Consider the following 16,826-nt stretch of genomic DNA (forward strand, 5'->3'; position numbering starts at 1 on the left):
CTCAGGGCGTGGCGGCGCGGAGCTGGTGTAACCGCAGTCCGAGCTGCAGTTCCAGGTCGTTCTCGTGCCGCCAGTCCGAGCCGAGCACCGTCCCGGCCCGGTCCAAGCGCTTCAGCAGCGTGTTCACGTGCAAGTGCAGCGCGCGGGCCGTCGCGGCGACGTTGGCACGGTGGACGTAGTACGCGCCGAGCGTGCCGACCAGGTCGGTGCCGCGCCGCCGGTCGTACTCCAGGAGTGCGCCGATCGAGCCGGCCAGGAAGCGGTCGAGCTCGCCGGCCCGTTCCGGGTCGAACACCATGGCGTACAGGGCGTACTGCCGGGTGGTGGCGCCGCCGTCGGTGTGCCCGAGCGCGCGCATCACCGCGCCGCAGCGGCCCGCCAGTGCGTACGCCCGGGCCCAGTCGTGGCCGGCCGCCCGCTCGGCGACGACGATGACCGGACCGCCCAGCGTCCGGCGCAGTCGCGTGTGGACGTCCGCGACGGTCGCCTCGTCGTCGGCGGCGGGCAGGATCATCGTGGCCCGGCCGAGGTGCTCGCCGGCCAGCCCGGCGCGCTCCCGGGCGATGTCGTGCAGGTGCCGCGCGAGGTCGCCCGGCGCCACGGCGGCGGACTCCGCGACCAGGACCAGGTCCAGGCGGTCGACGTCGATGTTGCGCGCCCGGGCCCGCGCGCGCTGGGCCGGGCCGATGCCGGGACTGCCGACCATCAGCTCGGTCAGCAGCTCGCCGCTCAGCCGTTCGCCGGCCTCGGCGACGGCCTGCTCCTTGAGGATGAGCAGCCCGAGGATGTGCGTGGCGCGTTCGAGGGTCCGCAGGTCCGTGTCGTCGCCGGTGCCCGACGGCCTGCTCCACACCAGCGCGCCGAGGTAGCTGTCGCCCGCCTGGACGGCCGCCACGCTCCGGTCGGTCCCGTCGGTCCCGGCCGACGTCGCGCAGCGGCCGGTGCGGCGGGCGTCCTCGACGGCACCGGCCAGGTCCGTCCTCAGTGGACCGGCGGCGCGGTCGAGGAGCGTGACGCTGCCGCCGAGCTGGTCGGCGAGGTGCTGGGCGACGTCGCGGGGGGTGCCGCCGTCCAGCACGACACCGGTCAGGGCTTCGTGGATCGCCTGCGCGCGCTCGATTTTCCCGTACGCCACCCGCAGGTCCCGCAACGCGGTCTGGCTCGCTTCGTAGAGCCGGGCGTTGTCGAGGGCGACCGCGGCGTGGTCGGCGAAGGCGTTCAGCAGCGCGATCTCCTCGGCCTGGAACGACCGCTCGGACCGGTCCGCGGCGAACAGCGCGCCCACCGCTTCGCCGCGGATCACCAGCGGCACCCCGAGCAGCGCGACCAGTTCTTCGGTGACGACCAGGCGGTCGAAGTTCGGGTCGTGCTGGATGAGCGTCGAGGTGGCGTAGTCGCGCACCCAGTGCGGGCTCTTGGAGGCCAGCACCTTGCCGCCGAGGCCGACCGTGGCCGGGATGGCCGCGGCGAGGAACTCCGCGGAGATGGTGCCGTCCGACGCGCGCGCCGACAGCCTGCCGTCCGCGCCGACCAGCGACAGGTAGGTGAAGTCGGTGCCGATCAGGTCGTGCGCGTGGTGCACGATCGACTGCAGCACCTCGTCCAGCTCGCCGAGCGCGGTGAGCGACTTGACGGTCGCGTAGAGGGACGCCAGTTCGCGCTGCCGTCGCGGTTCCGCCGTACCGGTCACGGGGCGCCCTCCTCGGCATCGAGGGTGGGCGAAAGACCCACCGGTGCGGCGGGAGGAGTGGGTGGTCCACACCTCAGGTCGCAGGGTAGCGCCGCCCTACCATCACCGCCAGCACCTGCTGACCTCATCGACGAAGGCGGCACCCATGGCCATTCCGCTCACCCAACCCGAGGGGCAGTCCGGCACCGGCGTGCCCGCCACCCCGCGCCGGGCCTTCCGCAAACTGCTCGCGGCCGGGCTCATCGGCAGCTCGATCGAGTGGTACGACTTCTTCCTCTACGGCACCGCGGCGGCGCTGGTGTTCCCGAAGGTGTTCTTCCCGCACGCGTCGGCGCTGACCGGGACGCTGCTGGCCTTCAGCACGTTCTGGGCCGGGTTCGTGGCGCGGCCGGTCGGCGGCGTGCTGGCCGGGCACCTCGGGGACAAGTACGGCCGCAAGCCGGTGGTGGTCGCCTGCCTGGCGCTGATGGGGGCCGCGACCTTCCTGATCGGCTGCCTGCCGAGCGCGGCGAGCGTCGGCGCGCTGGCCCCGACGCTGCTGGTGATCCTGCGGTTCGTCCAGGGCCTCGCGGCCGGCGGCCAGTGGGGCGGCATCGTGCTGCTGCTGACCGAATCCGCCAGTCCCAAGCGGCGCGGTTTCGCCGGGACGTTCGGGCAGACGAGCGTGCCGGTCGCGGTGGTCCTGTCCAACCTGATCTTCGTCGCGGCCAGCGGCCTGATGCCGGACGCGGCCTTCCTGTCGTGGGGCTGGCGGATCCCGTTCCTGCTCAGCGTCGTGATGTTCGGCGTGGTGCTCTACATCCAGGCCAAGGTGGAGGACACGCCGGAGTTCCGCCGGCTGCAGGAAGCGGTGGCGGGCCGGGAAGGCCCGGTGGTCCGGGCGCCGCTCGCGCAGGTGCTGCGCAGCAAGTGGGGGACCATCCTGCTCGGCTGCGGGCTGCTGTCGGCCACCAACAGCCTGTTCTACGTCAGCATTTCCGGGCTGCTGAGCTACGGCACCGGCACGCTCAAGCTGCAGCGCGACTCCCTGCTCGCGGTGGTGCTGCTCAGTTCCGCGGCGATGCTCGTGACGATTCCCTGGTCCGGCTACTTCTCGGACAAGGTGGGCCGGCGCCCGCTGATCCTGATCGGCGGGCTGGGCGTGGCGCTGTGGGCGTTCCCGTACTTCGGGCTCGTCGGCACCGCGTCGCTGCCGCTGATCTTCGTCGCGGTGGCGGTCGGGTTCGTGTTCCAGTGCCTCACCTACGGCCCGATCGCGAGCTTCCTCGGCGAGCTCTTCGCGCCCAACGTCCGCTACTCGGGCGCGTCGCTGTCCTACCAGCTGTCCGCGATCATCGTCAGCGGGGGGACGCCGTTCCTGATGACCGCGCTGATCGCGGCGGCCGGGAGCACGTGGCCGGTCGCGCTCTACATCACGCTGATGGGGTTGATCACCTTCGCCAGCGCGTGGTTCCTGCCCGAGACGAACCCCGCGGAGGTCCGGGCGGATCCGGACGCCGTCCCCGGCGCGCACCTGCACGAGGTGGCCGGACGATGAAGAAGACACTCGCGGTCTCGGCCGCCTTGCTGCTGGCGTTTCCCGCGCCTGCCGACGCGTCCCCTGCCGCGGTGGACTGCGCCGGGCTGGCCGGGCTGCGGATTCCCGCGTCGGTGATGAGCCTGCCGACGTCGGGCGGGCTGGTCACGGCGGCGTCCGTCGTGGAGCCCGGGGACTACTGCCGGGTGGACGCGGACCTCCACCCGGTCGACCCGGCGGCCCCGTCGATCAAGCTGCGCGTGGCGCTGCCCCGCGCGTGGAACCACAAGGCGCTGATGTTCGGCGGCGGCGGGTTCAACGGCACGATCCCGGACGTGACGGCGAACGTGCCGTTCGGCCCCGCCGACCGGCCGGCCCCGCTGGCCAGGGGGTACGCGACCTTCGCGAGCGACTCCGGTCACCAGCAGAACCCGGCGTCCCCGCCTTCACTGGACGGGTCGTTCGGCGTGAACGACGAAGCACTGCACAACTTCGCCGCGGGCGACGCGCTGAAGAAGACCCGCGACGCGAGCCTGTTCCTGATCCGGCGCGCGTACGCGGCGACGCCGGCCGAAGTGTTCTTCGCCGGCGGGTCGACCGGCGGCCGCGAGGCGCTCGTGGTCGCCCAGCGCTGGCCGACGGCGTTCGACGGGGTGATTTCCGCGTTCCCGGCGTGGAACAACCTCGCGGAGATCCTGGACCTGGGCTACCTGACGCAGGTGCTGGCACGCCCGGGCGCGTTCCCGCCGCCGGTCAAGCAAGGGCTCCTCTACGACAGCGTGATCAAGGCGTGCGACGGCCGGGACGGCGTGACCGACGGAGTGGTCTCGGACCCGGGCTGCCGCTTCGACCCGCGCGCGCTGCGCTGCCCGGGCGGCGCCGACACCGGGCCGGCGTGTCTTTCGGACGCGCAGATCGGGGCGGTGACGGCGATGTCGTCGCCGTTCCGGTGGCCGTACCGGATCGCCAGCGGGGAGAAGCAGTACCCGGGCTTCCCGTTCCTGTCGGGTGCGGACATGCGCACGCCGTTCCTCGGCTTCGGCACCACACCACCGGCCGACCCGATGCCGGTGACGAGCGGGTACGGGATGCAGTACTGGGACCAGTGGGTGAAGTACTTCCTGACCAGGGATCCCGGGCGCAGCGGGCTGGACATCGACCCGCGGAACCCGGGCAAGTGGCTGGGCCGGATCAGCGCGCTGTCGGCGATCGAGGACCGCAACAACGCGGACCTGCGCCCGTTCGCCCGGGCGGGAGGAAAGCTGATCCTGTTCCACGGCGCGGCGGACGAGCTGGTTTCACCGTATTCGACGAGTGACTACTACTCGCGGGTGCGCGCGGAGGTGGGCCCCCGGGCGACGGACGGGTTCCTGCGGTACTACGTCATCCCGGGAGCGAACCACGCGAACTTCGGGACACCGGCGTTCGCGGCGAGCTGGGATTCGCTGACGGCGCTGGAGCAGTGGGTCGACGCGGGACGGCCGCCGGTGGGGCAGACGGTGGTCGATCCGGCTCATCAGCGTTCACGGCCGTTGTGCGAGTACCCGGACTGGCCGCGGTACCGGTCGGGTGATCCGAGTGCCGCCGCGAGTTTCGTCTGTGCCCGTTGAGAAGTAGGCCCGGACAGAGGCGTCCCGCCGGCCGTGAAGGGCGGCGGGACGCGACTTTCGGCCGAACCTGCTGTAACGCGGGGCCGCGCGCTGCGGTTCTTGTCCGCGGGGTGGGGGGCCTGGCTCGGTTTTTGGCGGGCTCGCCCGCTGGGCAGGGGGCGGCTCACGGTCGACCGATGGGCCGGTCCGAGCGGCGTGTCCGCGTTCGGCCTACCGCGCAGGCGTGGGAAGCCCGCCGGCACGAGCGGCCGAGTGGCCGCGCAGGTGGCCGGATCCGCCCGGCCCCCGCGCAAACGTCCGCTGTGCGGCGAACTCGGGCGGATCCCGGTACCGCTGACGCGTGCCCGGACAGAGGCGTCCCGCCGGCCGTGAAAGGCCGGCGGGACGCGGTCCCCTCGGTCAGCCGATCGCCATCGTGAAGATGTGCATGGCCGCCGTGCCCATGTTGGCTCCGTCGCTCACGTCCGGCAGCGTCACGTACTTCACCGTCTTGCCCGGCTGCAGGGGGATCGGTGCGTAGTACAAGCTCACCCGCTGATCCAGCCGCCCGTTGCTGTTGTTGAGGTACGGCAACGTCGTGAGGATGTCGCCACCGGTCGCCGCGTTGGACCACCAGTCGGCGAAACTCACCGAATGGGACTCGGTCGTTCCGTCCGTGTACGTCACCGTTGCCGTTCCGCTCGGGCTGCCGTAGTCGCCCGCCCCGATCAGGCCCAGTGTGGTGCCCGAGCCGGAGATCGCGATCGTCTGGCCGCCCGCCGAACTGCCCGCGACCACGTTGTCCGGGCTGCCCGGCCGGGCGTCCGGCCAGGTGAACGTCAGCCCGTCGTGGGTGAACGTCGCTCCCGGGGTCAGGCTCGGCGTCGCCGCCGCCAGTGCCTGTGCGGAGAAGCTGGCGTTGCCGCCGTCGAAGTTGCCCGCGCCCGGGGTCGCGTCGTCGCTGATGCCCACGTTGTTGTACGCCGCCGGCAGCGAGGCGTACGGCGGGTGGGGCAGCAGGACCGTCGTCGCGTCCACCGACGTGCCGCGGCCGTTGGCCGAGGTGAACGTGGCCTGGGCCGAGACGTCGAACTTGCCCGGCTGCGCCGAGGCAGGCACGCCGATCTCCCACGTCGTGCTCACCGTCTGCCCGGCCGGCACCGTGGCGAACGTCGACGGCGAAGTGGCCTTCGCGGTCCAGCCGGCGGGCACACCCAGCGTCAACGCCACATCGCGCAGCGGCCGTGCGCCGGCCGGGTTCGGCAGCGTGGTCGTGGCGGTGTACGTCGTCCCCGCCTGCACCTGGGACGGTGCGGTGAGGGTGAACGGCTGCTCGACCACCACCGGCGTGGTGCCGGTGACGCCGTCGACCGTGACGCTGATCGTCGCGACCCCGGGCGCCACCATGGTCACCCGGCCGGTCCGGCTCACCTGGGCCACCCGCGGATCGCTGCTGTGGTAACCGATCCGGGCCCGCGAAAGGTCGACGAACGACTGGTCGTCGTGCACCGCCTCGACGATGTGGTCGGCGGGCACGTGCCGGTCCGCCTGGGCGGTGTCGTCGGCGATCCACGGGTTCTTCGCGGTCAGGTCGAGCTGCGCGCCCGGCGCGAAGACGACCTGGCCGGGCTGCACGGTCACGTACCGAGTCTTGGGCTTGAGGGCCCCGGTGACGGCCACCGTGGCGGTGCCGGCGAGGTGGCCGGAGTCGGCACCCACCCCGAACCGGTACTGACCCGGGTACACCACCTCACGGCGCTTTCCCTCGTCCCAGAAGGAAAGGTCGGCGATCCGCACCGGGATGGCCAGGTGCTGGGTCTGGCCGGGGGCGAGCACCTTCGTCTTCTCGAAGCCGGCCAGCCGCTGCCGCGGCAGCTCCACGCCGGGCACGGTGAACGCCGTCGACGCGTACAGCTGGGCGACGTCCGCGCCGGGCGTGCCACCGGTGTTCGTCACGTCCACGTGCACCGTCACCTGTCCGTTGGCATCGACGGCCTTCGTGTCCGCGTGCACGCGGGAGTAGGCGAACTTCGCGTAGGAGAGGCCGTAGCCGAACGGGTACGCCGGCGTGCCGGTGAAGTACTGGTACGTGCGGCCGAGCCCGCCGGTCTGCGACGGCGTCAGCCCGTAGTTCTTCATGTCCGGCAGCTGCGCGTCGTCGGCGTACCAGGTGAAGTTCAGGTGCCCGCTGGGGTTCTGCTTGCCGAACAGCACGTCGGCGAGCGCGGTGCCCTGGCTTTCGCCGTTGTAGGAGCTGAACACGACACCCGGGATGCCCGCGGCGTGGCCGAGGGACACCGCGCCGCCCGCCTGGACCGCCAGCGCGGTCCGCGGGTTGCCGGCCGCCTTGACCTGGTCGATCAGCGAGTCGTAGTTGCCCGGCATGGCGATCGTCGTGCGGTCGCGGCCCTCGGTGGCCACGCTCCCGTCGGTCCCGGCGAACACCACGACCAGATCGGCCGTCTTCAGCGCGGCCAGGGTCGCCGCCGAGCAGCTCGCCGGCGCGGTGGTGCCGGTGGAGGTGCCGCACGCGTCGAAGGTGACCGTGGCGCCCGGGCTGGCCGCCTTGACCGCGGACGTGATGCCCTGCACCGCGTTCACCTGCAGCGCGGGCTCGCCGGAGTACCCGCCGAGGGTGACCTTGTTCGCGAGGTCGCCGACGATGACGACGGTGCCGAGCTTCGCCGGGTCGGCGGGCAGCAGCGGCGCGGCGGTGCCGGCGACCGGGTCGTTCCGCAGCAGGACCAGCGAGTTCGCGGCGACCTTCGCGGCCAGCGCCTGGTGCTCGGCGCTCTGGATCACGTCCTTGGTGATCTTCGTGTAGGCCACCCGCTCCGGCGGGTCGAACTCGCCGGTCTGCATGCGGGTGGTGAACACGTGCACGAGCGCGTTGTCGAGCACGCCCTCGGACAGCACGCCCGCCTTGATGGCCTCCTCGATGTTGGCCACGGTGGCTTCGGAGCCGGTGCAGTTGAGCTGCGTGCCCGCGCGCAGGGCGTACGCCTGGCCGCCCGCGGCCCCGGAAACCTTCTGTCCGGTGGCGGTGTTCGTCCACTGCGTCGCCGCGCCGGCGGTGCTGGTGGTCCAGCCCGGCGGCGCCCAGTTGTGGCTGCCCGGCGCGTAGACGTCGCCGACCGCGCCGCAGTCGGAGGTGACGTAGCCGTCGAAGCCGTAGGTGCGCTGGGCGATCGCGTTCGCCGTGTAGGTGTCGGCGGGCGACGGCGTGCCGTTGATCGCGTTGTACGACGTCATCAGGCCGGAGACGTGGGCGTCCTGGATCAGGTGCCGGAACTGCCTGGTGTAGTAGTCGCGGATGTTGGTCTCGGTGGTGTCCGAGGAGTCCGCGTGCCGGTCGTTCTCGACGTCGTTGAGCGCGTAGTGCTTGGCCGTGGCGGCGACCTTGAGGTACGGCGTCGTGGGCCGGCCGGACGCGGTCTGGCCCTGGTAGCCGTTGACGAACGCGCCGGCCATCTTCGCGACCAGGTAGGGGTCTTCGCCGAAGCCTTCGTCGGTGCGGCCCCACCGCGGGTCGCGGTCGAGGTTCACCGTCGGCGCCCAGTAGGTCAGGGAGCCGTAGTTGTTCTTGTCCGGGCCGATGTTGTTCTGCGCGACGCCCCACAGCGACTTGTCGAGCATGCCGCGGGCCTCGTCGGAGATGGCCGTGGTCTCCTGCCGGATCAGCTCCGGGTCCCAGGACATCGTGCTCGCGAGGTTCGTCGGGAAGCTGGTGGCGTGCACGCCGCCGGTGACCGTGCCCGCGTTGGTGTTCGCGCCGAGGGTGTTGAGGCCGTGCTGGCCCTCGCTCCAGTAGGTGTACTGCTGGACGCCGAGGCGCGGGATGGCCGGCGCGCTGTTGGTGCGCAGCTGCAGCACCTTCTCGGGCAGCGTCATGCGGGCGACGAGGTCGGCGGCCCGCTCGGCGAAGCTGTAGTGCGTGTCGCGGTAGACCGGCAGCGTGGCCGGCCCGTCCGGGGCCGCCGAAGCGACCGGGACGAGCGTGGCCGCCGTGATGGTCGCGGCGAGCAGGGGAGCGGCGGTCAGCCGTGACCGCCGCCGGCCGGGGAAGCGCAGGGACATCGGATCTCCGTTGCAGAAGGTCGATGGGCTGGGGGCTCCGGCCGAGCCAGGAGGACTGGCGCGCCGCCGGCCGAGGGGGCCGCCGGTGCACAGGCTGGCCCGTCACCATCGTTCGCAAGGGCCCCGGTTCTGGCAAGCGATTCACGACCGGCCCGGTATCACCGCTGGCCCGAGCCCGGCGGCGGCTGAAAGTTTCACCGGCGGTGCCGGCCGCGCAGAATGGATGACGAGGGTTGCGCGGGCGGTTTCAGCGATGGGTCCAGTACAGGACACCGGGAAGCACGACCAGCAGGGCCACGGCGAGCCAGTAGGGCGCCGCGGTCAGTTTTGGTGCGCGGAAGGCGAACAGGGCGTTCAGGCCGAAGACCACCAGCCCGGCGAACAACACCGACACCAGGCCGAGCCCGATCACGAAGCCCGCGCCGTCGTCGACCACCGTGGGGTCGACCGGGACCCACCCGAGCTCACCGGCCAGGACCTGCGCCCCGAGCATCCCGAACGCGACCGGGTAGGCGGCCGGGACGGCGAGCAGCAGGTTGAGCGGAACACCGATCAGCCAGACGTGGTGTGGGCGGAGCTCGCGGCGGGGCATCCGATCAGCATGCCGGATTCGCCGGACGCCGTCAGCACCGGTCACCGGCTGATCGCGCACGGCGGCGACGACCAGGCCCGCCGGGACCTGCCGCCCGGCACCACGGAGGGAACCGCGCACAACCTCCGCCGCCGCCGAACGTCCCCCGGAGGTGCTCACCGAAGCGATCCGGGAGGACGCGCCGCCGCTCCTGGCCGCCGCGCGTTCTCCCGCACGCCGGTGCCGGTGGCTGCTCGCGCTCGCCGTGGTGGCCCTGCCGGCCGGGATGGCGGCCGCGATGCTCACCACGGCCGTGGCGCAGAGCCCGACCATCGACGAGCCGGTCTACATCGGCACGGCGATCTTTTCGCTGGAGCACCACAGCCTGCGGTACAACCCGGAACACCCGCCGCTGGGCAAGCTGATCATCGCGACCGGACTGGCCTTCACGGACGCGCACGTGGACGCCGGGTTCACCGGCGACCAGACGCAGCTCGGCCGGCACGTGCTGTACGAATCCGGCCACGACCCCGGCCGGCTGCTGCCGGCGGCCCGGCTGCCGGTGATCGTGCTGACGCTGCTGTTCGGGCTGGTCGTCTTCGCCTTCGCCCGCGACCTGACCGGCTCGGCCGGCGGCGTGGTGGCTCTGGCCCTGTATGCGCTTTCCCCCGACGTGATCGCGCACGGCTCGCTGGCCACCCTGGACGTGCCGATGGCCGGTTTCCTGGTGACGTCGTGCTGGTTGCTGTGGCGCGCCCGTCACCATCCCGGCCGTTACCTGCCCCTCGCGGGACTCGCGCTGGGTGCCGCCGTGGCCACGAAGATGAGCGCGCTGGCCGCGGTTCCGGTGGTGCTGGCGCTGGCCGGGCTTTCGGTCCGGCACGCCCGCCGCGCTGACAGTCTACATCGGACTCTGCGGCGCGTCGGCACCAGCGTCGCGGCGGCGCTCGGTGTCGCGCTGATCGCGGTCGCCGTCGTCTGGATCTCCTACCTGGTCGTCGATCCGCGGCTGCGCTGGGTGCCACCGGCGGGCCTGCCGCCCGCCGAGGGCCTGCGCGCGCTGACCGGCCTGCTGCCGCTGCCGCGGCCGTACCTCGACGGCCTGCGCGTGCAGTTCGGCTTCGAAGACCAGGTGTGGACCACGTTCCTGTTCGGCAGCGTGCACGTCGGGGCGCTGTGGTACTACCTCCCGGCCGCGCTGCTGGTGAAGACGCCGCTGGGCGCACTCGTCCTCTGGCCGGCCGGTACCGGCACGATGGTCGCCGTTCGCCGGCTGCGCCCGGCGGCCCCCTACGTCGTGGTGCCCGCGGCGGTGCTGCTGGCCGCGGCCATGACCGGCAGCCGCGACCTCGGCGTCCGGTACGCGGTGTTCCTGCCGATGTTCCTGGCCGTCGCGGCGGCCGGCGTGGTCACCCTGCGCCGCCGGTGGACGTCCGTCGCCGTGGTGGTGCTGGTCGCCTTCACCGCGGTCAGTTCGCTGCGGACGTTCCCGTACTACCTGCCGTACGCCAACGAAGCGTTCGGCGGCCCGGCGCAGACCCACCGGCAGCTGCACGACTCGAACGTCGACTGGGGTCAGGACCTGGGCCGGCTGGGCGAGGTGCTGAAGGAGCGGTACCCGGGCGAGCGGGTGTGGCTGGTCTACAAGGGCAGCGGAGTGCCCGCCGCCTACGGCATCGACGCCGCGGACCCCTTGGCGGTGCCGCCGGAGACGGTCCACGGGCTGCTCGTGGTATCGGATTCCGCGATCGCCAAGGCGGACGACCGGCTGTCGGCGCTGCTGCGCACGAGCACGCCGATCGACGACGTCGGCCACTCCATCACCATCCACCGCCGCCCGTGAGCCGTCATCAGCCGACGAAGCCGCCCATTCCGAAACTCGCCGCTCGGCTTGGTGAGCGCCACACGGGGCCGTGATCGCATTCCGGGTGGTTCGAAAGTTTCGACGGTCCGCCCACGGCGCTCCCGCCGGTCCGAAAGTCGATCGAAACTTTTTGCCTGCTCCTTCCTCGGCGTGCTCTGCTGCTGACAGCGGGGGAAATTCACCGAAGGAGACCACGGAATGGCGGAAAGTTCGTCGGACCTGCGCCGCAGGCGCTGGTGGCGGTCGACGACCACTCGAGTGCTGGCGGGCGTGGCGACGGTGGCCGCGACCGCAACCGTTCTGGTGACGGCGCCCGGCGCGGACGCCGCGGCCAGCACGCTGGGCGCCGCGGCCGCGCAGTCCGGCCGCTACTTCGGCACGGCGATCGCCGCCGGCCGGCTGAACGACTCGGCCTACACCACGATCGCGGCGCGCGAGTTCAACATGGTGACGCCCGAAAACGAGATGAAGCCGGACGCGACCGAGCCCAACCAGAACCAGTTCAACTTCTCGTCGGGTGACCAGATCTACAACTGGGCGGTCAGCCACGGCGCGAAGGTCCGCGGGCACACGCTCGCCTGGCACGCGCAGCAACCCGGCTGGATGCAGAACATGGGCGGCAGCAACCTGCGCAACGCCATGATCAACCACATCCAGAAGGTGATGGCCCACTACCAGGGCAAACTCGCGTACTGGGACGTCGTCAACGAAGCGTTCAACGAGGACGGCAGCCGCCGCTCGTCGAACCTGCAGAGCACCGGCAACGACTGGATCGAGGTCGCGTTCCGGACCGCCCGCGCGGCCGACCCGTCGACCAAGCTCTGCTACAACGACTACAACATCGACAACTGGAGCTACGGCAAGACCCAGGGCGTCTACCGGATGGTCCAGGACTTCAAGTCCCGCGGCGTGCCGATCGACTGCGTCGGCCTGCAGGCCCACTTCACCGGCGGCAGCTCGGTGCCGGGCAACTTCCAGCAGACGATCTCCAGCTTCGCGGCGCTCGGCGTCGACGTGGCGCTCACCGAGGTCGACGTCACGAACGCGAACACCTCGCAGTACTCGGCGCTGACCCAGGCGTGCGTGAACGTCGCGCGCTGCGTCGGCATCACCGTGTGGGGCGTGCGGGACAGCGATTCCTGGCGGTCCAGCGAAAGCCCGCTGCTGTTCGACGGCGGCGGCAACAAGAAGGCCGCCTACAGCTCGGTGCTGAACGCGCTCAACGCCGCCGGTCCCGGCACGACGACGACACCGACCACACCCACGACGCCGACGACCACGCCGACGGACACCACGACCCCGACGACCACGCCCACGAACCCGGGCGGCGGCAGCTGCACGGCGACGCTTTCGGCCGGGCAGTCCTGGGGTGACCGGTACAACCTGAACGTCTCGGTCAGCGGCTCGTCTTCGTGGACGGTCACGATGAACGTCCCGAGCCCCGCCCGGATCAGCGCCACCTGGAACATCAACGCCAGCTGGCCCAGCAGCCAGGTGCTGATCGCGAAACCGAACGGCAACGGCAACAACTGGGGCGTCACCATCATGACGAACGGGAACTGGAACTGGCCCAGCGTCAGCTGCAGCACTTCCTGACCCGTGCCGGACGACCCGCCCGCGAAGCCGAGGCTCCGCGGGCGGGTCATTCGCGTCGCAGGTGGTCGTGGGCCATCAGCGCCAGCCGGCAGCACAGCCGGTGGCGATCGTCCTCCAGGGACGCGCCGGTGAGCTGCTCCAGCTTGCGCAGCCGGTTGAGGACCGTGTTGCGGTGGCAGTACAGCAGTTCGCCCGCGCGGGTGGCGGAGCGGTCCGCGCGGAACCACGCCCGCAGCGTGTCCAGCAGGACGTGGCGCTCGTCGTCTTCGAGGTCCAGCACCCGGCCGAGGGCACGGGCCGCCAGCCGGTGGGCCAGCCGCGGGCTGGCGACCACCAGTGCCTCGGGCAGCCGGTCGTCGAGCGCGGCGAGTCCTGGCGCGTCCGCGGGCTGCGTGTGCAGCGCGATTTCCGCGAGCTGGTAGGCGATGCCGATCTCGGCCAGGCCGTCGACCTCGCCGGACAGGCCCGCGCGGTGCCGCAGGTGCGGCGCCAGCAGGCCGGTCAGCCGGTCGGCGGTGAGCCCGCCCAGCTCCACCAGCCACACCACCCGGTCCCGGTACGGCGCCACGACCACCCGCACGCCCAGCGCCGCCAGTTCGGGCGCCGGCACCACGTCCTCGGCCGCCAGGTCGCACACCACCAGGACCACCACGTACCGGCCGTGCCCGGGCAGCCCCAGGCCCGCCTCCGCTTCGGCGGCCACGGCCGGGTCCGCGCCCCGGCCTTCGACGAGCACCCGGACCAGGCCCTCCCGGCGCCGGTTCGCCCGCGTCTGCAGCTGGATCTCCCGCGACCGGTACCCCTCCACCATCGCGGTCGAGACGCGGTCGGTCGCCTGCCACAGCACCATCACGCTGTCGACGAACCCGGTCAGCTCGTCCGGTGACCGGCGGCGGGCCACGGTCAGCAGCATCTCCCACAGCAGCTCGGTGCCCAGCCGGAACAGGTGCAGCACCGCCTCCAGCGGCACGCCCTGCTCGGCGCGGCGGCGGCCGGTCGCCAGCGGAGCGGCGATCCAGTCGGCCCGCGTGCCGAACCCCTCGGTCATCAGGACCAGCGCACTGCGGGCGTTGTCCATGAACGACTGCCGCATGTCCGCGGGCGCGACCCGGCCGCCGCCCGCGTAGAAGGTCTTCTCCTCGACCGCACCCCGCGCGGTCAGCCGGTCGGCGAAGGACGGCAGCTCGGTGAGGACGACGGCGGCCACCTCGCGGATGACCCTCGTGGACGCGTGCGGATGCCCCGGCATCGCCCGACCATAGCGCCGCGGGCTGGGCCGGTGCCGCGAACTCGGTGTGCACGGCGCACAGCGGGCCCGGATCCGGGGCAAACCGTCAGCTGTCGGTCAGCGGCCGTTGCCAGCCTCCTGCCGTAGCCCCGAAATCCACCGTGGGAGGTAACCCGTGAGCCCTGCCGACGACATCGAGCGCACCCTGGCCCAGCTGATCGCGAAGGTGGCAGGCACCGACCCGGTCGCGCTGTCCGCCGGCCGCCCGCTGACCGGGCTTTCGCTGCGCGACGAACTGGACATCGACTCGCTGGCCATGGTCGAGCTGACCGACGAGATCGAGATCAGCTACGGCCTGACCATCCCCGAGGACAACCTCCCCGCGCTGCGGACCTTCGGTGACGTCGCCGCCTACCTGCGCGCGGCGGCGTGAACCGCCCGGACGTCGAAGTCGTCGTCACCGGCGTCGGCGCCACCACCCCGCTGGGCGGGGACGTGGCCACCACCTGGCGGGGACTGCTCGACGGCCGCACCGGAGTGTCCACACTGGACGTCGAATGGGCGCGGGAGTTCCCGGTGCGCATCGCCGCGCGGCTGGCCGTCGAACCCGACGGGGAACTGGAGCACGTCGAGCTCAAGCGGATGGACCGCGCCGAACAACTGGCCGTGCTCGCGGCCCGGCAGGCGTGCCGGGACGCGGCGCTGACCGACGGCACGGTGGACCCGGTGCGCTGCGGCGTGGTGGTCGGCACCGGCATCGGCGGTGCGACGACCCTGGTCGCCCAGCACGACGCCCTGCGGGACCGGGGGTTGCGGGCGGTGTCGCCGCAGCTGATCCCGATGGTCATGCCCAACGGGCCTGCCGCGCTGGTCGGCCTCGCGCTGAAGGCGCGGGCCGGGGTGCACGCCCCGATGTCGGCCTGCGCGTCCGGGGCCGAGGCGATCGCCTGGGCGTGGCGGATGATCGTGGCGGGGGAGGCCGACGTCGTGGTCGCGGGCGGCACCGACGCCTGCATCACGCCCGCGATCATGGCCGGGTTCGCCAGGGCCCGCTCGATGAGCACCCGCAACGCCAGCCCCGGGACGGCGTCGCGCCCGTTCGACGCCGGCCGGGACGGTTTCGTGCTGGGGGAGGGCGCCGGCGTCCTCGTGCTGGAGCGCGCGGACTTCGCCGCGGCGCGCGGCGCGAAGGCCTACGGCAGGCTCGCCGGCGCGGGGATGAGCAACGACGCCCACCACATCACCGCGCCGGACCCCGACGGCACCGGGCAGGCCGCCGCGATCACCGCCGCGCTGCGCCGCGCCGGCCTGGCGGCCGGGGACATCGGCCACGTCAACGCGCACGCGACGGCGACGCCGCTGGGCGACCTGACCGAGAGCGGCACGATCCGGCGCGTCCTCGGCGACGGCCCGGTGGTCACCGCGCCGAAGGGGGCGCTGGGCCACCTGCTCGGTGGTTCCGGTGCGGTGGAAGCGATCGCGACCGTGTTGTCGGTCCGGGAGGGCCTGGTCCCGCCCACCGCCAACCTCGACGCGCTCGACGACCGGATCGGCCTCGACGTCGTGGCGGGCGAACCCCGCCGGCTCACGCTCACCGCGGCGCTCAGCAACTCCTTCGGCTTCGGCGGGCACAACGTGACACTGGCGTTCACCGGTGTCTAGAAAGGACGGTCCCATGCACGTGGCGATCGGCGGCGTGGCCGCCCACCTGCCACCCACCCTGGTCGCCGACGACGAGATCGAGGCCCGCATCGCCCGCGAGAGCCCCGGCTTCCGGCCGCGGCCGGGCGCGATCGGCAAGCTCAGCGGGATCCGGACCCGGCACCGGGCCGCACCCGGCGAGCCGGCTTCCGACCTCGCCGTGGCCGCGGCCGCGAAACTGCTGTCCGGCAGCGGGCTCGGTGCGCACGAGCTGGACCTGCTGGTGTTCGCCTCCGCCTCCCAGGACCTCGTCGAACCGGCCACCGCGCACGTGGTCGCGGCCAAGCTCGGCGCGTCCTGCCCGGTGTTCGACGTCAAGAACGCCTGCAACAGCTTCCTCAACGGGATGCAGGTCGCCGAAGCGCTCATCCGCTCCGGGCAGTACCGCCGGGTGCTGGTCTGCACCGGCGAGACCGGCTCGCGGGTGGTCCGGTGGCGGGTGGCGGACCGCGCGCAGTTCGTCGACTCGCTCGCCGGCTACACCCTGTCCGACGCCGGGGCCGCGATGCTGCTGGAAGCCTCACCGGTGCCCGGCATCTTCCACCGGGAGTTCTCGGCGGACTCGTCGTGCTGGGACGTCTCGTCGATCCCCGGGCACGGGGGCGCGAACTCGCGGAACCCGGTCACCGACGGCTACCTGCGCGGCAACGGCCGGACCTTGATGGAGTCCGTCGTGCGCGGGATCCGGCCGCAGCTGGACGCGGCGCTGGCGAGCACCGGCCTGAGCCGGGAGGACTTCGCGCTCTTCTGCGTGCACCAGGTCGGCGTGCCGCACCTGCGGGTGTTCCTCGACAGCAGCGGGGTGCCGGAGGACAAGCTCGTCGTGACGATCGCCGACCACGGCAACGTCGCTTCGTGCAGCCTGCCGCTGCAGCTGAGCCTGGCCATCGAAGCGGGCCGGTGCGGCCCCGGCGACAAGGTCGCGTTCATCGGGCTGGCCGGCGGGGTCAGCGTGGGCACCTTGTTCGCGGAGCTGCCGTCATGAGCCACTTGT

Annotated in this window: 11 protein-coding genes; 7 read left to right on the plus strand and 4 right to left on the minus strand. The window is 72.4% G+C overall.

Features of this window, described 5'->3' with window-relative positions; all coding sequences use genetic code 11:
• Window position 1: 1 nt before the first annotated feature.
• Window positions 2-1,690, minus strand: a complete 1,689-nt coding sequence (locus HUT10_RS44180; RefSeq protein ID WP_176176654.1) for a GAF domain-containing protein — start codon at window positions 1,688-1,690, stop codon at window positions 2-4.
• Between the two features lie 145 nt (window positions 1,691-1,835).
• On the opposite strand from HUT10_RS44180, the gene HUT10_RS44185 reads away from it, so the two are divergent.
• Window positions 1,836-3,227 carry an MFS transporter gene (locus HUT10_RS44185; RefSeq protein ID WP_176176655.1) on the plus strand — a complete coding sequence of 464 codons (1,392 nt, stop codon included), beginning with the start codon at window positions 1,836-1,838 and terminating at the stop codon, window positions 3,225-3,227.
• Window positions 3,224-4,816: a tannase/feruloyl esterase family alpha/beta hydrolase gene (locus HUT10_RS44190; protein ID WP_176176656.1), complete on the plus strand. Its 1,593-nt coding sequence runs from the start codon at window positions 3,224-3,226 to the stop codon at window positions 4,814-4,816. Before HUT10_RS44185 ends, HUT10_RS44190 begins: the two co-directional genes overlap by 4 nt.
• Before the next feature lie 399 nt (window positions 4,817-5,215).
• On the opposite strand, the gene HUT10_RS44195 is transcribed toward HUT10_RS44190, so the two are convergent.
• Both HUT10_RS44195 and HUT10_RS44200 read right to left on the minus strand, forming a co-directional pair.
• Window positions 5,216-8,872 carry a glycoside hydrolase family 3 C-terminal domain-containing protein gene (locus HUT10_RS44195; protein ID WP_176176657.1) on the minus strand — a complete coding sequence of 1,219 codons (3,657 nt, stop codon included), beginning with the start codon at window positions 8,870-8,872 and terminating at the stop codon, window positions 5,216-5,218.
• Between the two features lie 247 nt (window positions 8,873-9,119).
• Entirely contained in the window at window positions 9,120-9,464 is a 345-nt protein-coding gene (locus HUT10_RS44200; protein WP_176176658.1) for a hypothetical protein, read from the minus strand.
• 151 nt (window positions 9,465-9,615) lie between these two features.
• Here HUT10_RS44200 and HUT10_RS44205 point away from each other — a divergent pair, with 151 nt between their 5' ends.
• Window positions 9,616-11,286, plus strand: coding sequence for a glycosyltransferase family 39 protein (locus HUT10_RS44205; RefSeq protein WP_176176659.1), 1,671 nt, complete (start codon window positions 9,616-9,618; stop codon window positions 11,284-11,286).
• Between the two features lie 219 nt (window positions 11,287-11,505).
• Window positions 11,506-12,903, plus strand: coding sequence for an endo-1,4-beta-xylanase (locus tag HUT10_RS44210; RefSeq protein WP_176176660.1), 1,398 nt, complete (start codon window positions 11,506-11,508; stop codon window positions 12,901-12,903).
• Between the two features lie 46 nt (window positions 12,904-12,949).
• Here HUT10_RS44210 and HUT10_RS44215 read toward each other — a convergent pair whose 3' ends face one another.
• Window positions 12,950-14,152, minus strand: coding sequence for a CdaR family transcriptional regulator (locus HUT10_RS44215; protein WP_254897290.1), 1,203 nt, complete (start codon window positions 14,150-14,152; stop codon window positions 12,950-12,952).
• A gap of 154 nt (window positions 14,153-14,306) precedes the next feature.
• On the opposite strand from HUT10_RS44215, the gene HUT10_RS44220 reads away from it, so the two are divergent.
• The 3 genes from HUT10_RS44220 to HUT10_RS44230 are packed head-to-tail and all read left to right on the plus strand — an operon-like array spanning window position 14,307 to window position 16,817.
• Window positions 14,307-14,564, plus strand: a complete 258-nt coding sequence (locus HUT10_RS44220; RefSeq protein ID WP_176176661.1) for an acyl carrier protein — start codon at window positions 14,307-14,309, stop codon at window positions 14,562-14,564.
• The gene (locus tag HUT10_RS44225; protein ID WP_176176662.1) at window positions 14,561-15,793 is read left to right on the plus strand and encodes a beta-ketoacyl synthase; all 1,233 of its coding nucleotides are present in this window, start codon (window positions 14,561-14,563) and stop codon (window positions 15,791-15,793) included. Before HUT10_RS44220 ends, HUT10_RS44225 begins: the two co-directional genes overlap by 4 nt.
• A 13-nt stretch (window positions 15,794-15,806) precedes the next feature.
• Window positions 15,807-16,817, plus strand: a complete 1,011-nt coding sequence (locus HUT10_RS44230) for a 3-oxoacyl-ACP synthase III family protein (RefSeq protein ID WP_176176663.1) — start codon at window positions 15,807-15,809, stop codon at window positions 16,815-16,817.
• Window positions 16,818-16,826: the final 9 nt, after the last annotated feature.

The organism is Amycolatopsis sp. Hca4 (genome assembly GCF_013364075.1).
Lineage (GTDB): Bacteria > Actinomycetota > Actinomycetes > Mycobacteriales > Pseudonocardiaceae > Amycolatopsis.